The 25,772-nt window shown below is 63.1% G+C and carries 23 protein-coding genes; 11 read left to right on the forward strand and 12 right to left on the reverse strand.

Annotated elements, in window-relative coordinates:
- Window positions 1–161 precede the first annotated feature (161 nt).
- From KUW62_RS17365 to KUW62_RS17375, 3 genes are all read right to left on the reverse strand, one after another.
- Complete coding sequence (locus KUW62_RS17365) at window positions 162–971, reverse strand: OmpA family protein (RefSeq protein WP_224816718.1); 810 nt, start codon at window positions 969–971, stop codon at window positions 162–164.
- A 170-nt stretch (window positions 972–1,141) separates the two neighbouring features.
- On the reverse strand, window positions 1,142–1,879 hold the full coding sequence (locus tag KUW62_RS17370; RefSeq protein WP_224816719.1) for a GNAT family N-acetyltransferase: 738 nt from the start codon (window positions 1,877–1,879) through the stop codon (window positions 1,142–1,144).
- On the reverse strand, window positions 1,876–2,604 hold the full coding sequence (locus KUW62_RS17375; protein WP_224816720.1) for a molybdopterin-binding protein: 729 nt from the start codon (window positions 2,602–2,604) through the stop codon (window positions 1,876–1,878). The genes KUW62_RS17370 and KUW62_RS17375 overlap by 4 nt, the downstream gene beginning before the upstream one ends.
- A 49-nt stretch (window positions 2,605–2,653) precedes the next feature.
- Here KUW62_RS17375 and sfsA point away from each other — a divergent pair, with 49 nt between their 5' ends.
- The 4 genes from sfsA to radC all read left to right on the forward strand — a co-directional run bounded on the left by sfsA (window position 2,654) and on the right by radC (window position 5,838).
- Complete coding sequence (sfsA, locus tag KUW62_RS17380) at window positions 2,654–3,382, forward strand: DNA/RNA nuclease SfsA (protein WP_224816721.1); 729 nt, start codon at window positions 2,654–2,656, stop codon at window positions 3,380–3,382.
- A gap of 75 nt (window positions 3,383–3,457) precedes the next feature.
- Window positions 3,458–4,267 carry a type I methionyl aminopeptidase gene (gene map / locus KUW62_RS17385; RefSeq protein ID WP_224816722.1) on the forward strand — a complete coding sequence of 270 codons (810 nt, stop codon included), beginning with the start codon at window positions 3,458–3,460 and terminating at the stop codon, window positions 4,265–4,267.
- 57 nt (window positions 4,268–4,324) lie between these two features.
- The gene (locus KUW62_RS17390; RefSeq protein WP_224816723.1) at window positions 4,325–5,014 is read left to right on the forward strand and encodes a hypothetical protein; all 690 of its coding nucleotides are present in this window, start codon (window positions 4,325–4,327) and stop codon (window positions 5,012–5,014) included.
- Between the two features lie 119 nt (window positions 5,015–5,133).
- Window positions 5,134–5,838 (forward strand): DNA repair protein RadC, encoded by a 705-nt coding sequence (radC, locus tag KUW62_RS17395; protein ID WP_224817146.1) that lies wholly within the window; start codon window positions 5,134–5,136, stop codon window positions 5,836–5,838.
- Between the two features lie 19 nt (window positions 5,839–5,857).
- Here the strand turns inward: radC and KUW62_RS17400 are convergent, their stop codons facing one another.
- From KUW62_RS17400 to secA, 3 genes are all read right to left on the reverse strand, one after another.
- Window positions 5,858–7,411 (reverse strand): phosphate ABC transporter substrate-binding/OmpA family protein, encoded by a 1,554-nt coding sequence (locus KUW62_RS17400; protein ID WP_224816724.1) that lies wholly within the window; start codon window positions 7,409–7,411, stop codon window positions 5,858–5,860.
- A 21-nt stretch (window positions 7,412–7,432) separates the two neighbouring features.
- Window positions 7,433–8,410, reverse strand: a complete 978-nt coding sequence (locus KUW62_RS17405) for a hypothetical protein (RefSeq protein ID WP_224816725.1) — start codon at window positions 8,408–8,410, stop codon at window positions 7,433–7,435.
- A 161-nt stretch (window positions 8,411–8,571) separates the two neighbouring features.
- Window positions 8,572–11,280 carry a preprotein translocase subunit SecA gene (gene secA / locus KUW62_RS17410; protein WP_224817147.1) on the reverse strand — a complete coding sequence of 903 codons (2,709 nt, stop codon included), beginning with the start codon at window positions 11,278–11,280 and terminating at the stop codon, window positions 8,572–8,574.
- A gap of 239 nt (window positions 11,281–11,519) precedes the next feature.
- Between secA and KUW62_RS17415 the strand changes: the two genes are divergently transcribed.
- From KUW62_RS17415 to KUW62_RS17425, 3 genes are read left to right on the forward strand one after another with little or no spacing between them, the layout of a single operon-like run.
- The gene (locus KUW62_RS17415) at window positions 11,520–12,362 is read left to right on the forward strand and encodes a peptidylprolyl isomerase (RefSeq protein WP_224816726.1); all 843 of its coding nucleotides are present in this window, start codon (window positions 11,520–11,522) and stop codon (window positions 12,360–12,362) included.
- Window positions 12,363–12,387: 25 nt separating this feature from the next.
- The gene (gene argJ / locus KUW62_RS17420; RefSeq protein ID WP_370632908.1) at window positions 12,388–13,779 is read left to right on the forward strand and encodes a bifunctional glutamate N-acetyltransferase/amino-acid acetyltransferase ArgJ; all 1,392 of its coding nucleotides are present in this window, start codon (window positions 12,388–12,390) and stop codon (window positions 13,777–13,779) included.
- The gene (locus KUW62_RS17425) at window positions 13,776–14,174 is read left to right on the forward strand and encodes a (deoxy)nucleoside triphosphate pyrophosphohydrolase (protein WP_224816727.1); all 399 of its coding nucleotides are present in this window, start codon (window positions 13,776–13,778) and stop codon (window positions 14,172–14,174) included. Before argJ ends, KUW62_RS17425 begins: the two co-directional genes overlap by 4 nt.
- Before the next feature lie 325 nt (window positions 14,175–14,499).
- Here KUW62_RS17425 and hemH read toward each other — a convergent pair whose 3' ends face one another.
- Window positions 14,500–15,558, reverse strand: a complete 1,059-nt coding sequence (gene hemH / locus KUW62_RS17430) for a ferrochelatase (protein ID WP_224816728.1) — start codon at window positions 15,556–15,558, stop codon at window positions 14,500–14,502.
- Window positions 15,559–15,560: 2 nt separating this feature from the next.
- Window positions 15,561–16,367, reverse strand: coding sequence for an SAM-dependent methyltransferase (locus KUW62_RS17435; RefSeq protein ID WP_224816729.1), 807 nt, complete (start codon window positions 16,365–16,367; stop codon window positions 15,561–15,563).
- A 115-nt stretch (window positions 16,368–16,482) separates the two neighbouring features.
- Here KUW62_RS17435 and KUW62_RS17440 point away from each other — a divergent pair, with 115 nt between their 5' ends.
- The 3 genes from KUW62_RS17440 to KUW62_RS17450 are packed head-to-tail and all read left to right on the forward strand — an operon-like array spanning window position 16,483 to window position 18,014.
- Window positions 16,483–17,211 carry a ComF family protein gene (locus KUW62_RS17440; protein WP_224816730.1) on the forward strand — a complete coding sequence of 243 codons (729 nt, stop codon included), beginning with the start codon at window positions 16,483–16,485 and terminating at the stop codon, window positions 17,209–17,211.
- Between the two features lie 35 nt (window positions 17,212–17,246).
- A complete protein-coding gene (grxC, locus tag KUW62_RS17445; RefSeq protein ID WP_224816731.1) occupies window positions 17,247–17,507 on the forward strand; it encodes a glutaredoxin 3 in 261 nt (86 codons plus the stop codon).
- Between the two features lie 57 nt (window positions 17,508–17,564).
- On the forward strand, window positions 17,565–18,014 hold the full coding sequence (locus tag KUW62_RS17450) for a MarR family winged helix-turn-helix transcriptional regulator (protein ID WP_224816732.1): 450 nt from the start codon (window positions 17,565–17,567) through the stop codon (window positions 18,012–18,014).
- Window positions 18,015–18,043: 29 nt separating this feature from the next.
- Here KUW62_RS17450 and ubiG read toward each other — a convergent pair whose 3' ends face one another.
- Window positions 18,044–18,790, reverse strand: a complete 747-nt coding sequence (gene ubiG / locus KUW62_RS17455; RefSeq protein ID WP_224816733.1) for a bifunctional 2-polyprenyl-6-hydroxyphenol methylase/3-demethylubiquinol 3-O-methyltransferase UbiG — start codon at window positions 18,788–18,790, stop codon at window positions 18,044–18,046.
- Window positions 18,791–18,859: 69 nt separating this feature from the next.
- Here ubiG and pip point away from each other — a divergent pair, with 69 nt between their 5' ends.
- Window positions 18,860–19,849 (forward strand): prolyl aminopeptidase, encoded by a 990-nt coding sequence (gene pip / locus KUW62_RS17460; protein WP_224816734.1) that lies wholly within the window; start codon window positions 18,860–18,862, stop codon window positions 19,847–19,849.
- Window positions 19,850–19,854: 5 nt separating this feature from the next.
- Here pip and KUW62_RS17465 read toward each other — a convergent pair whose 3' ends face one another.
- The 3 genes from KUW62_RS17465 to KUW62_RS17475 all read right to left on the reverse strand — a co-directional run bounded on the left by KUW62_RS17465 (window position 19,855) and on the right by KUW62_RS17475 (window position 25,752).
- The gene (locus tag KUW62_RS17465) at window positions 19,855–22,842 is read right to left on the reverse strand and encodes an error-prone DNA polymerase (protein ID WP_224816735.1); all 2,988 of its coding nucleotides are present in this window, start codon (window positions 22,840–22,842) and stop codon (window positions 19,855–19,857) included.
- A gap of 117 nt (window positions 22,843–22,959) precedes the next feature.
- Complete coding sequence (locus KUW62_RS17470) at window positions 22,960–24,183, reverse strand: Coenzyme F420 hydrogenase/dehydrogenase, beta subunit C-terminal domain (protein WP_224816736.1); 1,224 nt, start codon at window positions 24,181–24,183, stop codon at window positions 22,960–22,962.
- A gap of 135 nt (window positions 24,184–24,318) precedes the next feature.
- Entirely contained in the window at window positions 24,319–25,752 is a 1,434-nt protein-coding gene (locus tag KUW62_RS17475; protein ID WP_224816737.1) for a uracil-xanthine permease family protein, read from the reverse strand.
- Between the last annotated feature and the right edge of the window lie 20 nt (window positions 25,753–25,772).

Here is a 25,772-nt window from a genome sequence, read left to right on the forward strand (position 1 = left end):
ACGATTTGCCGTGCCTCGTGTCTTCGAATTGCCTGATGACACGAAGCCCACCTTGTCCCGGGTTCGAAGCTTCCATGCTTCCGCCCGGGATTTTTTTGTTTGGTTTGCGGCTCATCTGCGGGCCGCCAAGAGGTGCGCCGCGCCTTTCCGTGTCGGCAGGTTCAGCCCGGATCGGCCAGGACCACCTCCACGCGTCGATTGGATTCGCGCCCTTCCGCCGTGGTGTTCGTGGCCCGCGGGGCAAGGAAGCCGATGCCTTGCGCCTCCACTTGGGATGCACTTACACCCAGTTCCTGGGTCATGAAACGGCGCACGGCATTCGCCCGGGCCTCCGACAATGCGATGTTGCCGCTGAGCGATCCTTCAGCATCCGAATGACCCACAAGGACCACGCGTCGTTCCGGGTCCTCGGCCAGGTAGTTCGCCAGGGCCAGGAGCGACGCGTACCGCTCCCCCGACAGGGCGGAGGCACCGGTCTGGAATTGCAGGTCGTCCAAGGGGGCCGACCCGATGCGTGTCAGCTGTCCGATCAGGTCCTCCGCCACAATATCTGCATCGGTAAGGGCCGGGTCCGCGTCCAGTTCCGGAATGCTCGTGGACGCCACGACAGGCGGGGCCGCCGAGCTCGCGGGTTGAACAAGCGCCAGATGCACGAACCCGGTCGCGCCACCTTGGCTGATCATCAACGCAAGGTGTTCTTCGCCATCCTCCCGCTCTGCCCGGGCCGTGAGGTATCGGAAGTCCCCAAGGTCCACATGCATCTCGGGCGCGTTGCCCACGGGGAGGGCGTGGCGGAAGTCAAAGCCGCCGCAGGCCCGGTCGGCGCAGGAAAACCCGATGTCGAATCCCTGGGCCTCCAATTGATCCCTCAACGTCATGAGAAGCGTCGTAGTGGACACGCCGTCGCCGCTGATCTGCCAGATGAATTCCTGTACCATCCCCTCTGCCTGCGCCGTTGGAAGCCCGTCCATACTCCATGGACCGGACGCAAGGGGGTGCTGGCCGCGCACGGCGTCGGTGCTGTGGGTCAACTCAGCCGTGCCAGGAAAGTCGAGGTCAAGCGCACTTGCGGCGGCGGGCAAGCACAGGGGCAGGATACACAGCAATGCTGCGCCGCAAACGTGCTGCGTCCCTGCAATGCTCACTGGGCCGTTCCGCCTTCTTTCTCTCGATAGACGTAGGTTCCCACAGGTTTCATTCCCAAGGAAGTGTAAAGCCGCCGCGCCGTGACGTTTTGCTGCGTGACGAGGACGCAAAGCCACAAGGCCCCCTGATCGGCGGCCCATTTCGCCGCCATGCGCATCATGTGGGAGGCTAGACCCTTGCGGCGGCCCTCCCTGAGCACCTCTAACGCGTGGAGCATTGCGATTTCGTTATGGCACCCGATATAGGCCGCGCCGACGGGTCTGTCGTTGATCCGCCCGAACAGTGACGTCTTGGGACAGGTCGCGCGCGCCATCACCGCTCGACGCGCGGCGTCGATCCCGCTTTGCTCCCAAATCTCGGTCTGGATGGCGAGCGGCGGCCAGATGTCGAAGGCCGTGACGGGCGGAGGAGTGCGCGCGAGGGAAGCGGCCTCGACCAGCAGAAAATCCGTGTGATCCCGCGCGATGTAGCCACGTTCGTCCAACGTGTCCGACAGCGCCCCCTGATGATCCAGCACCTGTAACAACGGCGTCCGCCCCTGCGCTTGCATCGCGGCTTCCACACGTTCCACCGCATCTACGCTGGCTCCCGTGGCTGTCGCATCGGCAAGGCGAGCGGCGCTTACGCGGTTGCCACCGGCATCGGGACTTGGAACGGCGAAGCCATCAATGACCTCCGACGAAACGGGCGGCCACGTGGCGGCGACGGTGGGGAAAATCCGGGCTGCGTTCATGGGGCTGCCGGAAAGAGGTCGCGCAACACTGCCATGACCCGCGCCACCGCTGCCGGGTCTTGGGACCGCACGACGACGTTGGAGCCATGCAAACCGTTTTGCGTGAACGGATAGGACCCGATGGAGACCTCCGGATACCTATCCGCCAAATTCCCCAAGGGGCCCGCGATGTCGCCCTCCCCCTGCTCAACACGCAGGCTATCGGACACCATGGGTGCGCCGCCTGTGAGCGTGGGCAAAATACCGGCAAGCATCGCTTCGAAAATCGTCGGGACACCGGCCATGACATGCACGTTTCCAAGGGTGAAACCGGGCGCCGCACTGATCGGGTTGTCGATCAGGGTCGCGGTGTCGGGAATACGCGCCATGCGAAGGCGTGCCTCGTTCAGCTCCTGCCCCGACCGATCATAGTGCCGTTGAAGGATCGCACGCGCGTCATCCCGAACGCTGCACGCCACGCCCATCGCCTCCGCCACCGCTTCTGCCGTTATGTCGTCGTGGGTCGGCCCGATCCCACCGCTCGTGAACAGGTGGTCGTACGCCCCGGCCAGCTGCCGGACATGTCGGACGATGCCCTCGTGATCGTCTGGGATCATCCGCGCTTCCACCAACGCGATGCCATGTTCCGTCAAGGCCCCGGCCAAATGGTGCATGTTGCTGTCCCGCGTCCGGCCTGACAGGATCTCATCCCCGATGACCAGCATCGCGGCATTGGGGTTCGTCATGTCTCGCGCTCCCTTGGACAGTATCGTGCAACGGTATAGGTCCCGTCCCATGCGCTTTCCATCCCCCCTTGTCCCCGCACGCCTTTTGCGCCGCTACAAACGCTTCCTCGCCGATTGCGTGCTGGATGACGGTCGAGAGGTGACGGCCCATTGCCCCAATCCCGGCGCGATGCTGGGGCTGAAGGATGACGGCGTGCGGATCTGGCTTCTGCCGAATAGCGATCCCAAGAAGAAATTGAAGTTCGGCTGGCGCCTGGTTGAGCTGGAAGGAGGCCATTTCGCGGGCATTGACGCGGGCCTGCCCAATCTTCTTGTGAAGGAGGCGCTGGCAGAGGACCGGATCGAGGCCCTCAAAGGCTATTCCGTCATCAAGCCGGAACAACGCTATGGCGATGAGAAAAGCCGGATCGACTTCCTCCTGTCCGAACCGGGCCGCCCGGATGCCTATGTAGAGGTCAAAAATTGCCACCTGCGCCGCGATGGCGATTGGGCTGAATTCCCCGATTGTGTGACCGCGCGTGGGGCCAAGCATCTGCGCGAGTTGGCGCGGATTGCGGAGCAGGGCGGGCGCGCGGTCATGCTCTATGTCGTGCAACGCACCGATTGCACGCGCTTTCGCCTCGCCCCCGATCTGGACCCGGCCTATGCTCTGGCCTTCGATGCGGCCCGCGCGGCAGGCGTTGAAATCCTGTGCCATGGCACCGATATCTCGCCGGGCGGGATCACGTTGACCAACCCCCTGCCGGTTGACCCCAAGCCTCAGGCACTGCCCGGCTGATCCGTCGCAACCTGACTGGCCATTTTGCGTTTTCGGGCGTATTTTGGGCCTAAGCTTCTACCGGAGAAACCAGCCTTGGACGATTTCACTGGCCGCCTGACACGGGATGGCATTCGCATCCACAACCCGGACGACTTCGCCGGAATGCACCGCGCGGGGGCGCTGGCGGCTGAGATCCTCGACCGAGTTGCGCCCATGGTGGAACCCGGTGCCACGACAGGCGCAATCGACGCGCAGATCGAGGCATGGGTGAAAGAGGCCGGTGCGACGTCGGCCACGATCGGATATCGCGGCTATCAGCACGCGTCCTGCATCTCGGTGAACCACGTGGTGTGTCACGGTATTCCCGGTGAAAAGAAGCTCAAGAACGGCGACATCCTGAACATCGACGTCACCGTGATCGTTGATGGCTGGTTCGGCGATACGTCGCGGATGTATGTGGCCGGCACAATCGGGCGCAAGGCGGAGCGGTTGGTGCAAGTCACCCACGATGCGCTGTTCAAAGGGATCGAAGCGGTCAAACCCGGCAACACGTTCGGCGATATCGGCCACGCCATCCAATCCTACGTGGAAGCGCAGCGGATGAGCGTCGTGCGCGATTTCTGCGGCCATGGTCTGGGGCAAGTGTTCCACGCGCCGCCCAATGTCGTCCATTACGGACGCCCCGGCAAAGGCCCGGTGCTGGAAGAAGGCATGTTCTTCACGATTGAACCGATGGTGAATTTGGGTCGGCCCGAAACCAAGGTGCTGGCCGATGACTGGACGGCCGTGACCCGCGACAAGAGCCTGTCGGCGCAGTTCGAGCATTCCATCGGCGTCACCGCGGACGGGTTCGAGATCTTCACCCTGTCGCCTGCGGGGAAGTTCCACCCGACCTGGGCCTGACTTGACGGCATTGGACCAAGGCCCCTAGCCTTCCGGTCTTTGCCCGAAGGCCATTCCATGAAGCTCATCTTGTGTCTTGCCATGTCGTTCCTGGCCCTGCCCGCCCACGCGCAGGCCGATGATCCGACCCTGTTCAACCCCGTGACAGCTTCGCAATTCGAGGACCCACGCATCTTCCCGCTCGATGCCGCGTTCGGTGCGGAACATGGTGTGGCGATCCCGGCGCCGTCGGACCTCTACCTGCCGCAACATGACCAGCTTCATGTCCGCATCATCCCCACGCCCGTGCCCGGTGGGGCCGAAGTTCTGGCCGTCGAGTTTTCCGCCATCGGTGCGTCGGAGGATGACCTGACATTCCTTGAGAACATCCAGATCACCGATGCACGCATCCCGATGTTCGAGGATCAGGACGACCCCCTGGTCGCGCGCCTTAACCTTGCCGCAAGTCTGTTGCAGCAGCAATTCTATCCCGCGTGGCTTGCGGCCTTTCCCGATGCGGAACCGGTCGGGTTCGAAGGGGTGGAGCTTGGAAATTCGGCGGCTGCCGTTCACCTGATGATCACCTATCGTGACCCGCGCCAACAGGCCATCATGCTGACGCGTGCCGTGGTGCTTCTGCATCCCGACCAGCCGGAAAGCCTGTTCGTGACGGCGAACATCGATCTGGACCGGGTTCCGGTGACGGATGCGGCATCGCTCGCGGGAACCCTGACGAGTCGGGTGCTCAACGCTTGGACATTTCACTGACGATTGAAGCGATCCGGCTAACCAATGGTTAACCTTTTGGCGGCACTCTCTGTCCCATGCCCGATCAACCTGCCTTTTCCTTTGAAGAAGTCTCGCCGCGCTTCGTGAAGGCCGTGCCGATGCGCAAGGCCGGTGGCCCCTCCAAGGGGGCGGAGGCGCATCGTCACAATCATCGTGACCGCCTGCGCCAACGCTTCATTGATGGTGGGGCCGATGCTGTCCCGGATTACGAATTGCTAGAGATGGTGTTGTACGGCGCGATCCTTCGCGGCGATACGAAACCGCTGGCGAAACGACTTTTGGCTCAATTCGGCGATATCAATCACGTCCTCGCCGCGCCCGAGGCAAGGCTAAAGGAGGTTGAAGGCGTCGGCGATAAGGTCGTGTTCCAGCTCAAGCTGATGCAGGCCGTGGGGCATCGCATGGCCCGCGCCAAGGTAATGCAGAAACCGATCCTCAGTTCATGGGACGCGCTTCTGATCTATTGCCAGACGGCCATGGCCCACCGTGATCTGGAGCAGTTTCGCGTCCTCTACCTCGACCGCAAGAACGTGCTGATCGCGGATGAGGCTCAGGCCGATGGCACCGTGGACCATGTGCCCGTCTATCCTCGCGAGGTCGTCAAACGTGCGCTGGAGTTGAACGCCACGGCGCTAATCCTTGTTCACAACCACCCGTCCGGTGATCCCACGCCCAGCCAGGCGGACATCGACATGACCTTCGCGATCCGTGACGCGGCGGAGGTTCTGGGGATCACGATCCACGATCACCTTGTCATCGGCAAAGCGCGCGAACTGAGCTTCCGGGCGGAAGGCTACCTCTGACCACTCGCGGTTGCAGGCATCAATCCAACCAGACCTCCACACGTCGGTTCACCGCCCTGCCCCAATCTGTGTCGTCGCAGGCCATCGGCATCGCCTCGCCGAATCCATGTGTCACCATCTCCACCCGGTCAGGCGCGGCGGCACCGGCTGCCGCAAGCAGCGCGTCCTGCACAACACCGGCCCGGCGGAGTGAGAGCCTTGCGTTAATCGTCGAGGGGCCATTGCCGTCGGAGAACCCTGCGAAAATCAGGCGCCGTCCATCGAAGGCTCCCCGTTCGATTGCCGCGGCCAACCGCGCGATGGAGGCGCGGGACTGAATATCCAAATCGGCCCCGCCAGGATTGAAGCGGAACGTGGTCGACAACCGCTCCGCGTGGCCCAGAACCTCCACCACCTCCTGCAGATCCGACAGTTCCACGTCTTCGCCCGCCGCCCGGATCGCGTTGGTCAGCCGCTCACCTTGCAATGCCAGCGGGGTGCGCGTCAGCGTCTGGTCGACGAACCCGGCCTCCCGCACGCGCCGCTCCGCCTCCTCTGTCTCGGTGAAGGCCAGGAATTGGCGCACCAGCAAGGGAAGGCGGCGCGGTGCGAGGTACATGTAGACAGGCGCAGTCAGGGGATAATCTTCCGCCTTCACGGCGTCGCCCGTGGCGCTTTGCGGGAAGCCGCAGGCTCCGATCAAGGGAAGCGCCCGGGCCGGTCCTTCGCCGGATCTGGCCGTTATACCGACAGCATAGGCATCCGCCGCGACCGCTTCGGCCAAGGCTTCCGCCGTGTCGTGCCGGATCACGTCCTGCGACAGGCCCGCATCGGACGGCAGCAATACGCGCGCCGCAAAGGCCTGCGCCAGACCGAGGCCCGGCGACAGAAGGTGCAGGGCCACCGGCGCGTCCGGTCCATCCAATTCCTGCCAATTCGTCATTTCGCCGGAAAACAGGCGCGCAATATCCGGCAAGGACAGCGTGTCTATCGGGTTCTCGGCGGAGACGACGGGAACAAGCGCGTCAAGGGCCAAGACGCGCACGCGGTCGTCCAGCGGCGGGTCCTCCGGTGCTACGGTTTCCGCCGCGCGCACCTCCGCCACGCTGGGCTCCCTCAGGGCCAAGGCGATGTCGGCCTCGCCATTTAGCAGTGCGAGAAACCCGTCATCGGTGCTTCCGGGGTTCACGAAGAATCTGGCCGCGTCGGATCCGTCAGGGCGGCGCAGAACATAGATCGGGTTGCCATCGGAGATCTCTTCCCCCACCGCCATGCCCTGCGTGTCCGCGAATGCCTCCAGCAAGGCCGGCAGCAGCCCTTCGGTGATGGTGGCCGCACCCGCGATCCGCGCTTCCGCCACGAAAGTCGCAAGGTCCGGGCAGCCCGGCCCGGCGCAGGACACCCCTTCGGCCGAGACCGTCAGCGCGCCATAGACCGTGTCGAGCCGGTAGAACGCGCCATCATAGGAGATCAGGTTGCCTTCAAGCTCCACCGTCCCGTCGAGCGAGCGCAGCTCCACGTCCTGGGCGAAGGCGCAGATGGCGGGGAACGTGAAAAGGGCGGCTCCGATGGCCGCCCCGATCCATTTCGACATGGATATATCCGGTGTGAAACCTCAGTTGGATGCGAGTCTCAGGTCGTCCAGAAGGTTTTGCAAGACCAGAACGTCGCCGACCGCGTCGCACGAAGGGACCGTGAAGGTTAGTTCCCTGACATCCACGGGTCCGCCGCCCTCTGCGCGCAATGTGCGGGCCACGACGTCGCGGGTGCAATTGGCCTCCGTCACCGGCGCGTCGATGGACAGGCGCACGCTGTCGCCTTCACGCAGGGTTGCGCGGGGCAAGGTGTAGATCTGGGCAAAGCTTTCACCGGCCTCGATCACGCTCAGGAAACCGCCGCTGCCATCCATTGCAGCATCCGGGCTGGCCGGGGATTCCTGCCAGACATGCCCATCATCGCCAAACGCCGCGCCAAACTCCATCGCGTGCAGCTCAAGCCCCATGTTGCCTTGCCAGCCAAGGCCGATACGGTCGTAATCACGCAGGTCCGGAAGGCCGACAAGAACGGTTTCCTCGGTGCCATCGCCGAAGGTCACGGAAAAGAAGGCGGGGGTTTCGAAGGCGGGGATGTCCAGCGTCAGAAGTCCAAGGGCATCCGTGCGCGCCGTCAGAAGCAGACCGGCATGGGCGATCTCAACCGCAGCCTCTGCCCGGCAGGGCGCCATGACGTCCAGTGCGACCATCGCCGCGGGCATCGGGCTGGCCGACACGGTCACGTCGCACGGCAAGCCAAGCGGGCTGAGTTCCGTCGCCTCGGTCAAAGGTGCATTCGGAACATCCGGCGCGGCGTCGGGAAAGCCGGTGGGTGCGGTCAGGGCCTCGGGCGCGATTGGTTCCGCCGCCATGGGCAGGCGCACGTCCGAACTGACCACAATTTGCGGCAGGATCGGGCCAGCCCCCTCGGGCCGGGAGGACGACACGAGCGTACGCTCCTCCGCGATCTCGGTTCCGGCATGGGCGGCCTGCGCGTCGCGGAAGCGGTCAAGCGCGCCGGATTGTGCGGCGAACAGCACCAAGCCAGTCACCAAAATCATTCCGGCCGAAATCTTGATAACAATGGAATTCAACGTCATCGGACACACTCCGCCTATGGTCAGGCTTCGATGTATCGACCACGAATAGGGCGCGATTGTGCCGGAATTGGAGGAAAACCGGGGCGATTTCCCTCCACTGTCGTCAAATGGGGATCAGCCGGTCAGCTCAGCCGCCCGTGGCAATGCTTGAACTTCTTGCCGGACCCGCAGGGGCACATATCGTTGCGCCCCGGATTGCCCCAGGTCGTCGGATCTTCTTCGACGAAACCGGGGGCCGCATCGGCGCTTGGCGCGGGCGCATCGCTTCCCACATTGGCACCGGCCAGCTGCTTCTGCGCCGCCTCCTGCTGCTGCTTGAGTTGCGCCAGAAGCTGCTCCTGCTGTTCGGGGGTGAGCGGCTGGATACGGGCGAGCTTTTCCGTCACGTCGGCGCGTAGCCCGTCCAGCATGCCTTCGAACAACTGAAAGCTCTCGGTCTTGTATTCGTTCAACGGGTCGCGCTGCGCGTAGCCGCGGAAACCCACGACAGACCGCAGATGTTCAAGCGTCAGAAGATGCTCCTGCCATTTCTGGTCGATCGTCTGCAGCAGCACCTGCTTTTCGATGTTGCGCATCTGTTCGGGCCCGAATTGCACGGCCTTGGACGCCATGTATTCGTCCGCCGCGCGTTCGAGCCGCTCGGTCGCTTCTTCCTGGTCCAGACCGTCTTCATCCGCCCATTTCTCGATATCCATGTCGACGCCAAGCACCTTTTGCGCCGCCTCTTTCAGGCCCGCGACGTCCCATTGGTCGGCATAGGTCTTGGGCGGCATGTAGGTGTCGATCATGTCCTCGATCACCTGGTCGCGCATGTCCTTGGCGACCTCGGCGATGTCTTCGGCGCCCATGATGTCACGGCGCTGACCGAAGACGACCTTCCGCTGATCGTTCATCACATCGTCGAATTTCAGCAACTGCTTGCGGATGTCGAAGTTGCGCCCCTCGACCTTGGCCTGCGCGCGCTCCAGCGATTTGTTTACCCACGGGTGCACGATAGCCTCGCCTTCCTTCATTCCAAGCGTCGACAGCATCTTGTCCAGCCGTTCGGACCCGAAGATGCGCATCAGGTCATCTTCAAGGGACAGGAAGAAGCTGGACTTCCCCGGATCGCCCTGTCGGCCCGACCGGCCGCGCAGCTGGTTGTCGATCCGGCGGCTTTCGTGGCGCTCGGTGGCCAACACGTACAGCCCCCCCGCATCCTTGACCGCCTGTTCATCGGTCTTGTGCTCCGCTTCGATGCGCGCGCGGATGTCCTCGGGATCGCCATCGGGGTCCGCGGCGATGGCCTCCATGATCTTGAACTCGACATTGCCGCCCAGTTTGATGTCGGTGCCGCGACCGGCCATATTCGTCGCGATGGTGACCGCACCCAACTTGCCCGCGTTGGCGATGATCTGCGCTTCCTGTTCGTGCTGGCGCGCGTTGAGAATATTGTGCGGCAGCCCCGCCTTGGTCAGCAACTGGCCCAACATCTCGGACTTTTCGATGGAGGTCGTGCCGACAAGGACCGGCTGGCCCTTCTTGTGAGCTTCCTCGATCGCTTCGACGATGGCATCGTATTTCTCCCGGCTGGTGCGGAAGACGGCGTCATCCTCATCCTCGCGGGCGATGGGTCGGTTGGTGGGGATCTCCACCACGCCGAGGCCGTAGATGGACGCGAATTCCTCCGCCTCCGTCGCCGCCGTACCGGTCATCCCGCCCAACTTGCTGTACAAGCGGAAGTAATTCTGGAACGTCACGCTGGCCAAGGTCACGTTTTCCGGCTGGATCTTGCAGCCTTCCTTGGCCTCGATCGCCTGATGCAGGCCTTCGGACATGCGGCGGCCCGGCATCATGCGGCCGGTGAATTCGTCGACGAGCACGACCTCACCGTCGCGCACGATGTATTCCTTGTCCTTGTGGAACACCTTGTGGGCGCGGAGCGCGTTGGTGATGTGGTGAACGATGGTTGTGCTTTCGGGATCGTAAAGCGACTGACCCTCCGGCAGGATCCCCTGTTCGTGCAGGACCTCTTCCAGAAAATCATTTCCCTCGTCGGTGAAGGTCGCCTGACGTGTCTTTTCGTCGAGCGTGAAGTGCTCTTCCTTCACATGGGGGATCACCTTGTCGATGGAGACGTAAAGCTCCGAGCGGTCCTGCGTCGGGCCTGAGATGATCAGCGGCGTCCGCGCCTCGTCGATCAGGATCGAATCCACCTCATCGACAATCGCGAAGTTATGCCCGCGCTGCGCCATCTCCGCGATGGACCCGCGCATATTGTCGCGCAGGTAATCGAAGCCCAACTCGTTGTTGGTGGCATAGGTGATGTCGCAGGCATAGGCTGCGCGCTTTTCCGGCTCGGGCTGGCGCGGATAGACAACGCCTGTGGTCATGCCGAGCGCGCTGAACACATTGCCCATCCATTCGCTGTCGCGCTTGGCCAGGTAGTCGTTGACCGTCACCACGTGGACGCCTTCGCCCTTCAGCGCGTTGAGGTAGGCGGCGAAGGTCGCCACGAGTGTCTTGCCCTCCCCCGTCTTCATCTCGGCGATATTGCCCTGATGGATGAACAGGCCACCGATCAACTGCACATCGAACGCCCGCAGGCCAAGGGCGCGCTTGGCACCCTCGCGACAATTGGCGAAGGCTTCGGGCAGCAGATCGTCCAGGCTCTCGCCATCCATGGCGCGCTTGCGGAATTCCTCGGTCTTGGAGATCAGGCCCTCGTCACTCAACGCTTCGAATTCGGGTTCCAGGGCGTTGATCTGGTCGATGATCGGACGGACGGCTTTCACTTTGCGATCATTCGGCGAGCCGAAGACCTTTTTTGCAATAGATCCCAATCCGAGCATGTCGTTCAACCTCTTCCACGGCCCGGTCTGGCGGGCCGAATTCATCTAACCATATCGTGTTGGGTTCCCGGGTTGTTCGACCCATCGCGGCGGTCTATTTACCAAGGCAACGGCCAAGGCCCCGATGCGAAACCCGTATGCGAGATAAGGGGCGGTCCGATGATAGTCAACGTAAGGCGATCCCGCCCCCGGCAACGTGATGTACGGGTGGGTCGCAACCAGACAAAGGATTTTCCCCAATGAAGACGTTTTTCGCCTCCGTCGCGATGGCCGCGTGCCTCGCTGTTCCGGCCTATGCCGATGGTCATGTCAGCGGTGATACAGTGCTGGCGACCGTGAATGGGTCCGAGATCACGGTGGGCCACCTGATCGCCATGCGCCAGATGCTTCCAGCTGAATATCAGCAACTCCCCGATGCGGTCCTGTTTGACGGAATGTTGGAGCAGTTGGTCCAGCAGCAGGTTCTGGCCGACGCGGCAGAGGCCGCAGAGCTGACACCGGAAATGCGCCTTGGGCTTGAGAACGAGCGCCGCGCGTTTCTTGCCGCGCTCTACATGGACGATGTCGCGATGGCCGAACTGACCGAAGAAGAGCTTCAGGCCGAATACGACGCCATCTACGGTGAGGCCGAGCCGGTGGTCGAAATGAACGCCGCGCACATCCTTCTGGAAACCGAGGAAGAGGCGCAGGACATCATCGCGCAACTGGGCGAGGGCGCGGATTTCGCGGAATTGGCAGCAGAGCATTCCATCGGCCCTTCGGGACCCAATGGCGGCGCGCTGGGTTGGTTCACCGCCGGCATGATGGTACCCGAATTCGAAGACGCCGTCGTCGCGTTGGAGCCCGGCGAAGTTTCCGCCCCCGTCCAGACGCAATTCGGCTGGCACGTCGTGCTTCTCAATGAAATTCGCGAGCAGCCGCTGCCGACGCTGGAGGATGTGGCCGCCGAATTGGAAGAGGGTCTGCGCCGCGCGCGCGTAGATACGCGCCTGGAAGAACTGACCGCCGAGGCAGAGATCGACCGCCCGGAACTTGACATTGACGCCGCAGTCATCCGCAATCTCGACCTGATCGCCGAATAATCGGCTCAAACGTCGGGAGGGGCCCTTGGCCAAGGACAAGAAGAAGAAAAAGAAAGCGGACAAGTCCGACGACGTGAAGAAGAAAAAGGGGAAGGCGGGGAAATCCGCCTCTCCGAAGCCCGACAAGGCGGGCAAGGTGAAGACCAAGCTGGCCGTGGCGACGGGCGGGACCAAGCTCAAGGTCTCGCCGCTTGCGCCGGACGCCTTTCCCGACCTTCCCGTGATCGAAGGGGTGCGCTTTGCCGCCGATGCGGTGGGCGTCCGCTACAAGAATCGTGTCGACGTCATGCTGGCCCATATCGCAGCGGGATCGACCATTGCCGGGGTCTTCACCACGTCGGCCACGCGGTCGGCCAACGTCTTGGATTGCCAGGCCAAGCTCGCTCGCTTGGGTGAAGAGGCTTCGGACGGGTTCGCAATCGTTGTGAATTCCGGCAATGCCAATACCTTCACCGGTCAACGCGGCGTGTCGGATGTCGACGCAATCACCAAGGCCGCCGCGAAGGCGCTGAAACTGCCCGCCGACAATATCTTCACCTCCGCCACCGGTGTCATCGGGGAGCCTTTGCCAGCCCACAAGATCACCGATGCTATGCCGGCCATGGCCAAAATGCTGAAGACTGACGCGGCTGAGGCGGCCGCACGCGCGATAATGACCACTGACACGTTCCCGAAAGGGTCCGTCGCAACCTGTGATGTCGGCGGTGTCCCGGTAACGATCATGGGATTCGCCAAAGGTTCCGGCATGATCGCACCGGATATGGCGACGATGCTTGGCTATATCTTCACCGACGCCGCCGTCACCCAAGACGGTCTGCAAGCGATGCTGAGCGCGTCGACCAAAGGCAGCTTCAATGCCGTGACCGTGGACAGCGACACCTCCACATCCGACACCGTTCTGATGGCCGCCACCGGTGCCGCAGGCAACGTGCCGCTTGCGTCGGGCCGCTCGATGGAGGGGAAGGCCTTTGCCGCCGCGCTCGACAAGGTGATGCTGGATCTGGCCCATCAGATTGTGCGCGACGGGGAGGGCGCCACGAAATTCGTAGAGGTCCGCGTCAGCGGCGCAAAATCCGCCCGCGATGCCGACAAGGTCGCGCGTTCCATCGCCAATTCCCCGCTGGTGAAAACCGCCATTGCGGGGGAGGATCCGAATTGGGGCCGCATCGTCATGGCCGTCGGCAAATCCGGTGCCACGGCGGACCGGGATCGCCTGACCATCCGGTTCGGCGACGTTCTGGTGGCCGAAAACGGATGGATCGCGGAAAGCTACAAGGAGGCGGACGGCGCCGCCTACATGAAGCAGTCGGATCTTCTGATTGACGTGGACATGGGCCTTGGCCGGGGCAGCGCGACGGTTTGGACCTGCGACTTGACGCACGCCTATATCGACATCAACGCGGATTACCGTTCGTGAAGACCGTCCTGGTGTCTGCCGTCGCCCTGATCGACGCTGACGGACGGGTTCTTCTGGCCCAACGGCCCGAGGGAAAATCCATGGCGGGCCTGTGGGAATTTCCCGGCGGCAAGGTGGAACCGGGGGAGACGCCCGAAGCCGCCCTGATCCGGGAGCTTCAGGAAGAACTCGGGATCGACACCTGGCAAAGCTGTCTTGCTCCGTTGACCTTCGCCAGCCATTCCTACGACGACTTTCACCTGCTCATGCCGCTCTTCGCCTGTCGGAAATGGGACGGCGTTCCGCAATCGCGGGAAGGGCAGGTCTTGGCCTGGGTGCGGCCGAATGCGCTCCGCGACTATCCCATGCCCGCCGCCGACGTCCCGCTGATCCCGATTCTCCGCGACTGGCTTTGATACGCGAATGCGGGAGCGATTACCGGTCTGGCTGTACTCAACGTCCGCGAAATGCGCCTAACGGCGCGAAAATCGGCAGAAAGTGGAAAACAATCACCATTTTTTAAGTGATTTGTTAACCGATATTGCTAACATTAAGGGAACATTCATCCGGGGGGAATTGATTGTGCTCACAACCGTCGTGATTGGGACATGCGTGTCCATCCAAGGCAATTTCGTGAAACGCCTGTCGAACGGCTTCGTCACCGTGCGTGTCGGTGAGCAATTGTTCACCGGGCGTCCCGTGGGGTCTGCCCAAGCGGCCTGAGCCGCCGCGCGGCCCGGATCAGTCCAGCCAACCCTTCAAATTTTCCTCGACCACCGTGGACAAGGCGCCCATATGGGCGTCGTCGTCGTTGAGGCAGGGGATGTAGGTGAAGTGCTCCCCACCCGCATGCTCGAAGCTTTCGGCGATCTCTTCGTTGATCTCTTCCAGGGTCTCGATGCAGTCGGCTGAGAATGCGGGGGCAATCACCGCGATCCGCTTCTTGCCTTGCTCCGCCAGGCGCGCAACCTCCTCGACCGTGTAAGGCTGCAACCATTCCTCCGGGCCGAACCGGCTTTGGAACGTTGTAACGATATCCGTGTCGGCCCAACCCAACCGCTCCCTCAACAGGCGCGTCGTCTTCTGGCATTGGCAATGGTAGGGATCGCCTTCCATCAGGTACCGCTTCGGCACACCGTGATAGCTGGCGACAAGCACATCGGGCTTCACCTCCATCTGCCCATAGGCACGCTCGACCGACTTCGCGAGCGCGTCGATATAGAGCGGATGTTCATAGTACGGCTCCACCGTGCGGACCTGCGGCTGCCACTTGATGTTCTCTAGGCTGCGAAAGAACTGGTCGCAGGCTGTGGCCGATGTCGCGCCCGCATATTGCGGGTATAGGGGAAAGAAGAGGATCTTCGTGCAGCCCTGGGCCACCAATTCATCCACCTTGGATTTGGTGGACGGATTGCCGTACCGCATACAGAAATCGACGATCACGTCATCGCCATAACGTTCGGCCATCAGTGCCTTCATCTTGGCTGTCTGTTGCTTGGTGATCGTCATCAGCGGGCTTTCCCCCGCTTCCTCGTTCCAGATGCTCTTGTAGGCCGCGCCGGATGAAAATGGCCGCTTTGTCAGGATGATAAGCTGCAAGAGAGGCTGCCAGATCCACGGGCTGTAATCTATGACCCGCTTGTCCGACAGAAATTCGTTCAGATACCGGCGCATCGACCAGTAATCGTGATTGTCGGGCGTACCGAGATTGGCCAGAAGGACGCCGACTTTTCCGAATGTCACCTTGGGGTGATCGGCAGGGGCATGGCTCAGGGCTGGCGCGGGGGTCGCTTGCATCATGTTCATTTGCTGTTCGGGCTTTCGTCGTCGGGCCGGTCATGGACCGGATTGGCGGCCTCGTCAAATTCGGTTGTGCTCAGCGCGTCGGCCAAACGGGACGTCGCCGCACCGGGCCGCAGGGGTTTCTGCTGGCTCTCATGGGGCGCCCATCCTGTAAGGAATACGAATTCAAACGTCGCTTGGATGCGATTTTGTTCTGCCGGAAACGACTCGGCATAGATCGCGGCGGCCGTTGGGAACAATGCGCGGGGCGGAATTGCCCTGTGCCGGCCGGCCAGGGCATTTCCCTCGCCCATGGCGCGCAGATCATGCATCAGCGCGATGGCGTTGGAATAGGTCACGATCTTGCGGAAGCTGTCGGCCACCGGAAGTGCCAGACCCGCCCGTTGCAAAAGGCCGCCCATTTCTCGGATTTCTGCCATTGGCGCGACGCGCGGGCTGAGCCCGCCGGTCACGCGCGTCTCGGCCTCCGCCAGGGCCGCGCGAAGCTCCTGCAGGGTGGCGCCACCGAAGGCGACCGAAAGAAAAAGTCCGTCAGGTTGCAGGGCGCGGCGGCATTGCACGACCTGCCCCACCGGGTCATCGGCCCAATGGAGCGACATGGCGTGGAGCACGAGGTCATGGTCACCCGCATCCAGATCCAGCACCTCCGCCATCGGTACGATCCGCGCGTCCGGCATCAATTCCTGCCAGATTTTCGGAAAATCCGTCACGATCGCGGGTGCTGTAAACGTTCTGTTAACGTCTTGCAGCCTCTCCTGCACTTCAGACATCGCCTCGTCGTGGAGGAAGCGGGCGTCGTCGGACATGCGCGCGCGGCGTGCGGCGAGGGCTCGCGGATCTGTCAGGGAAGGAGTTTGGGATGGGATCTGCACGTTCTGCCTGCCGGGCCAAGGTCAACCCGCGGCAATCTAGGAGCCGCTGGTGAGATTGCAATCAATCCTACACGCGGTCTTCCCGCCCGAATGCCTGAATTGCGGAACGATGGTGGAGGATTCCTTTGCGATTTGCGGCGCGTGCTGGGGCGACACGCCGTTCGTGCTCGGCGCGGCTTGTGACCTGTGCGGCACCGGCCTACCCGGGCAGACCCCGGACCGGGGGGAGGCTCTGACCTGCCGCGATTGCGAACGTATCGCCAGACCCTGGGACCACGGGCGCGCGGTCTTCGCCTATGACGGTGTCGGGCGAAAACTTGTGCTTGCCCTGAAGCACGGGGATCGGGCGGAGGTCGCGCGCGCCGCCGGTCCGTGGATGGCGCGCGCCATTGACGATGTACCCTTGGACGATCCTGTTCTGGTGCCGATCCCCCTACATTGGACAAGGCTCGCGCGCCGACGCTTCAATCAGGCGGCGCTGCTGGCCCATGCCCTGTCCCGGCACATCAATGCGGAGGTTGCCCCGATGGCGCTGCTGCGGGCACGGCTTACCCCGACCCAGGACGGACGAGACCGTGAAGCGCGTTTTGCCAATCTCGACGCGGCGATTACGCCCCACCCACGCCATGCGGCAGCGTTGGACGGGCGCGACGTGGTGTTGATCGACGATGTCATGACCTCCGGCGCGACGTTTTCCGCGGCCACCCAAGCCTGTCGTCGGGCCGGTGCCAAAAATGTGTGCGTCCTTGCCCTAGCGCGCGTCGGACCAGACACATAGGTTATCCCGGCAACACCGTCGGGAGGCTCTGGGACATGCCCATGATCGAAATCTACACATCGCCGCTGTGCGGTTACTGTCATGCTGCCAAGCGGATGCTGAACGACAAGGGCGTCCGTTTTTCCGAGGTGGATGTCGCCGCCGATCCCGCCAAGCGGCAGGAGATGATGGGCCGCGCCAACGGGCGCCATACGGTTCCACAGATCTTCATAGATGACAGCCATATCGGCGGCTACGACGACCTTGCAGCTCTGGACCGGTCGGGCAAGCTGGACCCGCTGCTCGCGGCGGAGTGACCCAGCGGCAAGGTTGAGGGTTGCGTTACGCCGCGCTGCGGCGTTTTTATCCGGCCCATGTCGACCTCCGATGATCCCCTCTCCGTCGCGCTGTTCAGCGAGGTTTTCATGGTGGGTCAACTGGCCCGGGCGCGGTTGTCCAAGGCGCTGCCTAAGGGGATGGAGTTGAGCCACTTCTCCGTGCTCAACCACCTCAGCCGCGTGCAGGACGAAAAGACCCCTGCGGAACTGGCGCGTGCCTTTCACCTCACCCGGGGGGCTATGACGAACACGCTCAACCGGCTGGAATGGGCGGGCCATATCCATGTGCGGCCTGATTGGGACGATGCACGGCGCAAGATGATCTCCATCAGCCCTGCTGGCCGCCGTGCACGCGATGCCGCGATCTCGGCCATCGCGCCGATCCTTGCAGAGGCGGTGTCGGAGATCGGGGCGGACAAGGTGCGCTCCACCCTGCCGGTCATGCGCGACATGCGCGTCAAGCTGGAGGGCGACGGGGAGATGTAGGATGGGCGTCCTTGCGCATCATCGCGACCTCACCGCTTCACGGATGCCGTGACGTAGTTGACGCTCAGATCCCGGTCGCTCAATCCCCAGGTCCACAGGATCGGGTTGAAGACGAATCCTTTGCGGTCCACCGGGTCCAAACCGGCCTGTCCGATGAGGTCGAACAACTCGTCCGGAGTGATGAATTTCGACCATTCATGGGTGCCCTTGGGAAGCCAGCGCATCACATGTTCCGCCCCGATGATCGCCATGAGGTAGCTTTTCGGGTTCCGGTTGAGCGTAGAGCAGATCATCAACCCGCCAGGCTTCAGAAGTTGCTGGCATGCGGTCAGGTAGGCCAACGGATCGGCCACGTGTTCGACAACTTCCATGTTGAGGACGACGTCGAATTGTTCACCCGCGTCAGCCAGCGCCTCCGCCGTGGTGTGGCGATAGTCGATCTTCAATCCCGATTGTTCCGCATGAACCTGCGCCACGGGGATGTTCCTCTCCGCCGCGTCGGCACCGACCACGTCCGCCCCAAGCCGTGCCATCGGCTCTGCCAGCAAACCGCCGCCGCACCCGATATCGAGGATGCGCAGGCCCGCAAACGGCGCGTTTGCCTTCAGGTCGCGCCCGAACTCCGCCGCGATCTGGCTGGTAATGTAATCCAGCCGCGTGGGGTTGAGCATGTGGAGCGGTTTGAATTTGCCGTCGACATCCCACCATTCGGCGGCCATCGCCTCAAACTTGGCGATCTCGGCGTCATCGACGGTTGTCTGAGGTGCGGCGCTCATGAAAATCCCTCGCTCATCGTGCAATTCCGGGCGTGTCGTTCCCGACCCAACGGTCTATATAGGAGGACAATGGATAAGTTCTCCGGCCAAAAGCGCGCAGCCGCGCATTTGTTCCCGCCGATCGACCCCTTCGATCAGCGCATGCTGGATGTGGGCGACGGCCATCACATCTATGTGGAGCAATGCGGCAACCCGCGCGGTGCGCCTGTCGTGGTCCTCCATGGCGGGCCGGGCGGTGGATGCAGCCCCGCGATGCGGCGCTATTTCGATCCCGATGTCTGGCGCGTGATCCTGTTTGACCAGCGTGGATGCGGCCGGTCGCGGCCCCACGCCTCGACCAAGGGCAACACGACCTGGCACCTTGTCGCGGATATCGAGCGCATCCGGCACACCCTGGGCATTGATCGTTGGGCCGTGTTCGGCGGATCCTGGGGTGCGACCCTGGGCCTGATCTATGCGCAGGCGCATCCAGGCCCGGTGGCGTATCTGGCCCTGCGCGGCGTGTTCTTGTCGATGCAGCGAGAACTGGACTGGTTTTATGGCGGCGGCGCGGGGCAATTCTGGCCCGATCAATGGGCGCGGTTCGTCAGCCTTGTCCCGGAGGAGGAAAGGGGCGACCTGATCGCGGCCTATAACCGGCGCCTGTTCTCCGGTGATCTGATGGTGGAGACGCGGTTCGCCCGCGCCTGGGCCGCGTGGGAAAATGCGCTGGCGTCGATGGACAGTGACGGCCATGGCGGCGAAAGCCCCGCGGATTACGCGCGCGCCTTTGCCCGGTTGGAGAACCACTATTTCGTCAACAAGGGCTTTCTTGAGGAAGACGGCCAGATCCTGCGCGATCTGCACCGCATCGCCCACATCCCCGGCACCATCGTGCAGGGCCGGTACGACATGATCTGCCCCCCGATCTCTGCCCATACGCTTGCGCGGGGTTGGGCCGCGGGCCGCCTGCACATGGTGCGTGGTGCCGGCCATGCCCTGAGCGAGGCCGGGATCAGCCAGGAACTCGTACGCGTGATGAAGGCCGTGGGGGACAAGCGCCCGAAATTCGGGTTGTGACGCCGTCACTGTAACGTGGCGGTTCCGATCGCGTTGGGTGCGGGCAAAGCCGTGCGAGGTTGAGGTTTCTCTTCCGTGTCGATTTCGACCTTTGCTGGGGCCACGGGTTCCAGAAGCCTTGGATCAATCCCCGGGCTCAGCCGGTCGCGGATCAGGGCCACGGGATGGGTCCTGAGCGTCAGCCGCATCGACACGTAATCCTCCACCACTTGCTCCCCCTCACTCATCTGCGGCAGCAAGACCGCTTGCTCCACGATCCCCTCGCCATCCAGATCGCCCGCGAACAGGGGCAGTTCGTTGCGCGGCGTCAAAGCACGGGCGGCCCAGAGCGCGTCGCGCCGCGACAGGCCGCAGGCCGCAAAGGCATCGGCCTCGGCCAGTATCGTGAGGATGCGAGCATCGACCCCTGCACGCCGCCAGACATCCTCCACCGCGTGATAGCCATTGCCCCGTGCCGCGACGACCCACTCGGCTTCATCCTCGCGCATCGACTTGATCTGCCGGAACCCCAACCTGAGCGCCAGGTCCCCGGCCTCCGTGCGCTCCATGATGTTTTCCCATTTCGACTGGTTCACACAGACGGGCCGCACCTCCACCCCGTGTTCCCGCGCGTCCCGCACGATCTGGGCGGGGGCGTAGAACCCCATCGGTTGAGCATTCAGAAGCGCGCAGGCGAAGATGCCGGGGTGGTGGCATTTCAGCCAGCTCGACGCATAGACCAGCAGGGCGAAACTCGCCGCGTGGCTTTCGGGAAACCCGTAAGAGCCAAAGCCTTCGATCTGCGAAAAACACCGCTCCGCGAAGTCGCGCTCATAGCCCTTGTCGCCCATGCCCTTCAGGAACCGCGTGCGGAAATCGCTGACATTGCCGTGCTTCTTGAACGTCGCCAGTGACCGGCGCAGGCGGTCTGATTCATCGGGGGTGAAGCCCGCCCCGGTGATGGCGATCTGCATCGCCTGTTCCTGGAACAGGGGCACCCCGAGGGTCTTGCCCAGAACCCGCCCCAACTCGTCTGAAGGGAAGCTGACCTCTTCCTCCCCGTTCCGGCGGCGGATGAACGGATGCACCATGTCGCCCTGGATCGGGCCAGGGCGGATGATGGCGACCTGGATCACCAGGTCATAGAAGCAACGCGGCCGCATTCTGGGCAGGAAATTCATCTGCGCGCGGCTTTCCACCTGGAACACCCCAAGGGAATCGGCCCGGCACAGCATGTCATAGACCACCGGATCCTCGGGCGGCAGGGTGGCCAGCGTGTATGTCGTTTCGTGATGCTCCACGAGCAGATCAAAGCCCTTCCGGATGCAGGTCAGCATGCCCAGGGCCAGCACATCCACCTTCAGGATGCCGAGCGCGTCAATGTCGTCCTTGTCCCAGCAGATGACCGTGCGATTGGCCATCGTGGCGTTTTCGATCGGCACCAGTTCATCCAGACGCCCTTCGGTGATGACAAAGCCGCCGACATGCTGGCTCAGGTGCCTCGGGAAACCGATGATCTCCTCGATCAGGTGAATGGTCTGGGCCAGGCGCGGACTGTCCGGATCAAGGCCGATCTCGCGCATCCGCTCCATCTCCGGCCCGGTCTTGGACCACGACCCCCAGATCTGGGAGCTGAGCGCCGACAGGATATCTTCCGACAGGCCCATCGCCTTTCCGACCTCCCGCACGGCGCGCTTGCCGCGGTAATGAATCACCGTGGCGCACAGGCCCGCGCGCTCTCGGCTATAGCGTTCGTAGATGTGCTGGATCACCTCCTCGCGACGCTCGTGTTCAAAATCCACGTCGATATCGGGGGGCTCGTTGCGGGCCTCCGACACGAAGCGTTCGAACACCATTGTCCCGACCTCGGGGCTGACCGATGTGACGCCAAGCGCGTAGCAGGTGATCGAATTGGCCGCCGATCCCCGCCCCTGGCACAGGATGTTCTTGGATCGCGCGAAGGCCACGATGTCATGCACCGTCAGGAAATAGGGCTCATAGCCGAGCTTCTTGATCAGTTGAAGTTCATGGTTCAGCTGCCGCTCCGCCCGTTCGGGCACGCCCTTGGGATAGCGCCATCGCAGCCCCTCAATGGCAAGGCGGCGCAGACGCTCAGCGGCGGTTTCGTTGCCGGTGATCTCGGACGGATATTCGTAGCGCAGGCTTTGAATGTCGAAACGCAGCCCGTCGACGACCTCCATACTGCGCGCAACGGCGTCTTCATGGCCGTTGAAGATGTTGCGCATCTCCGTCTCGCTGCGCAGGCGTTGTTCGGCATTGGCCTGCGCGGCGGTGCCCAGATCCTCCACCCGAATACCCTGGCGGATACAGGTCAGAACATCGCTCAGGCGACGACGGCGACCATGGTGCATCAGCGGACGGGCGGAGGCGACGGTTCTCAGGCCCAGGGTTCCGGCGATCCGTGTCTGCGCGCCAAAGCGAACGCTGTCCTGCCCGTCATAAATCGGTGACAGGCACAGATAGGGGGACAGGGGGGCGATCCGTTCGGCCGCACGCAGCCAGCGTTTCGTGACCCGCCTCGGCGCATGGAGCAGCAGGGTCAGCCCGCCATTCCGCTCCATAAGGTCGTCCAGTCTCAGGTCGCACTTCCCCTTCTCCGCCCTGAGCCTGCCGGTCGACAGCAACCGGCACAAAGTGCCCCAGCCCTCGCGATCCCTCGGCAGGGCGGTGATCTCCATCCCGTTGTCGAAGACCAGGCGACTGGCAGGCAGAAGACGCGGCACATGGTCGATCGGCGCGCGCGGCGCCGGGGGAACGTGATCGGGGCGCGGTGGGCCGATCGGATCAGCGGCGGCGGCTTTCGCGTCGTCTATCTCCTGCTGGATCTTGCGCAATTCCGACCAGGCGCGAACGACACCGGCGACGGAGTTCGCATCGGCGATGGCAATGGCATCCAACTGAAGAAAAGCGGCACGTCTTGCATATTCCTCGGGGTGAGAACCGCCCGTGAGGAAGGTGAAGTTGGACGTGATAGAGAGTTCCGCGAATCCCATAGGCGCGGAGTATATTCACGTTTTGTTCTTGTTGGGAGTGGGTTGATCCGAAACCATGTGGACAGTCCCCAGGGTCAAGCTCAGCATTAAAACGAGCAAGACGCGCAAAGCCCCCCTTCACTCCCCGTCTTTGCGCGTCAATCCGTAACGCTCAGCCACGCGCCAGACATGCTCAGGCACCATGTTCTTGACCCGGGCGGGATGGGCGCGACGCAGGTGCAGGATCGTCTCGATGGCTTTCATCTCCACCCGCGCCCGGGCGAATTCGAGGCCCCGTGGCCCGATCCTTGGCTGGAGGAAAGACACCACGGGACGCAGCCAATCGGGCATGGAGCGCAACGGCATCCCGCCCGCCGCCCGCTCCGTGTTGGCGAGAAATCCCTTCACCGCGCCCTCGCGCTTGCCCTTGTCTGTCAGCGGACGGATGGCCACCCGATCTGAAATCGCCTCCCACATCTCCGCCCCGCTTACATTGCGGGTGATGACCCATTGATCCCCATCGCCGCCCATATAGCCCACGGTGATGTCAGCCAGCCGGTTGGTATAATCCACGCATGTCTTGCAGGTCAGGGGGAAGAAATCGGGCGGCAGCTTTGAGATCGGCAATTGCAGGAACGGCACCACGCGGGTCGGCCTTCCATCGTCAAAGCGCAACTCCACACGATAATCGGCTCGGAATTCGAGGTAGCTGATCGCATCGGGCCGCTCGTCCAGAAGCGCAAGAAAATCGTGGAATTTCTCGGTGGTCGTGTTGTCCGAACACGGGGTTCCGATGACGTATAGACGCTCCAACCCCAAATCCGCCTCGATCTGCCGAAGTGCGTAGACCTGGCAGGGGATTCCGATCACCGCGATGCGCTTGTGCCCGGCCTCCATTGCCGGCTCCAGCGCCGCCAGCGTGGGGCCAAACCCCATCCGCATCCCGCGGCATTGGGCCAGCCCCTCGGGTTCCGTCACGATGACAGGCAGGGGCTTCCAGCGATCCTCCGGGTCCGGGGCGACCGTAAGCACGGCGGTCACGGTGCCGGAGCGGAGCAGTTCAGCCGCCAATTCCGTGGTCAGGCCCGTCCATTGCGCACCGGAGGCGGGAACGCGCAGACGGGCACGGTGCATGGCTTGGGTGACGCCAAAAAACGCCTCTTCCCCTCTATCGGGGTCCGTGACACGCCCATGGACGCGCCGTTCCGCGCCCGGATAATCGGGCTGGATGAATTGGCAGGCTTTGCCACATGCCTTGCCGTCCCCCATCCGGCTGATCCCGCAATCGGTGCACAATCCCGGCCGCGGCCCGCCGCCAAGCTGCGGGGCAATGGGGATATCTGCACGGGTGTCTCGGGGCATGGGGATGGCTTTCGGACAACGACGCATCTTCTGCCCGATAGGGTGTGCAAGTCAACTTGAGCGTGTGTGCCCCAATGAAAGAGGCAGCCCCGATCCGCACCGGAGCTGCCTATGGCAAACGATTTTCCAAGTGCCTCAGCTTTTGGGCAAGCTGCCTTCGCCGTGACCCGCCATGCCGCCCGATACCTCTTCGGTGGATTCGGCGGCCAGCTCCTCCGGCAGAACGAGGTTCAGCACGATCGCGATCAATGCCGCGGGAAGAAGGCCCGAGGTCATGAGGATGCGCAGCGTCTCGGGCAAGTATTGCACCGCCTGCGGGTCAAGTTGCAGGCCCAGACCAACGGACAGCGAAATCGCGAAGATCACCATGTTCCGGCGGTTCCAGTTCACGTCCGACAGCATCGAGATGCCTGCGGCCACGACCATGCCGAACATCACGATGACACCACCGCCCAGAACCTCGATCGGGATGGTGCGGATCACCGCGCCGACCTTCGGCACAAGACCGCACAGGATCAGGAACAGCGCGCCGATGGTCACGACATGGCGGCTCATCACGCCGGTCATGGCAATCAGTCCGACATTCTGGCTGAAGGAAGTGTTGGGGAAGCCACCGAACAGGCCCGCAATCGCGGTGCCGACACCATCGGCATAGGTCGCGCCGGAAATTTCCTTGTCGGTCGCCTCGCGCCCCGCGCCACCCTTGGTGATGCCCGACACATCGCCGACGGTTTCGACCGCCGACACGAACGCCATCAGGCAGAAGCCGACAACCGCCGCGATCGAGAATTCGAAGCCGTAGCGGAAGAGCTCGGGCAAGGCGAAGGGTGCGGCGCGACCCCAAGAAGTTCCGATCCCCTCGAACGTGACCATGCCGAACATCAGCGCATAGATGTAGCCCGCGATGATGCCGATCACAACGGCGGATACCGACAGCATGCCACGCGCGAAGAATTTCAACCCGAGCGTCACGAAGACGACCACAAGCGCCGCGCCCCAGTTCAGAAGGCTGCCGTATTCCGGCTGGGTGATCGCCGGAACACCGCCGGCTGCGTATTGGATGCCGACCTTCACCAGCGCCAGGCCGATCATCGTAACGACAAGGCCGGTGACAAGCGGCGGAAGGGCGAAGCGGATCTTGCCGATGAACGTCGCCAGAACGGCGTGGAACAGACCGCCCACGACGACCCCGCCGAACAGTGCCGGAAGCGCCTCGACCCCCTGACCTGCGACAAGCGGGATCATGATCGGAATGAAAGCGAAAGACGTGCCCTGGACGATCGGCAGGCGCGCGCCCACGGGCCCCAGGCCGATCGTCTGGAACAGCGTGGCGATGCCTGCGAATAGCATCGACATCTGGATCAGGTATGTCATGTCCGGGAAGCCATTGGCCCCCGCATCGGAGCCGAACCCGAACCCGGCGGCGCCGGAGATGATGATCGCGGGCGTGATGTTTGATACGAACATGGCCAGCACGTGCTGGATGCCCAGTGGAACCGCGCGGTGAAGCGCCGGTGTGTAATTCGGATCGCGGAGCTGCGCTGGCGTTCCGATGCTGTTGTCAGCCATCTTCTTGTCCCTCCAGATGA

This window comes from Hasllibacter sp. MH4015 (genome assembly GCF_020177575.1).
Taxonomy (GTDB): domain Bacteria; phylum Pseudomonadota; class Alphaproteobacteria; order Rhodobacterales; family Rhodobacteraceae; genus Gymnodinialimonas.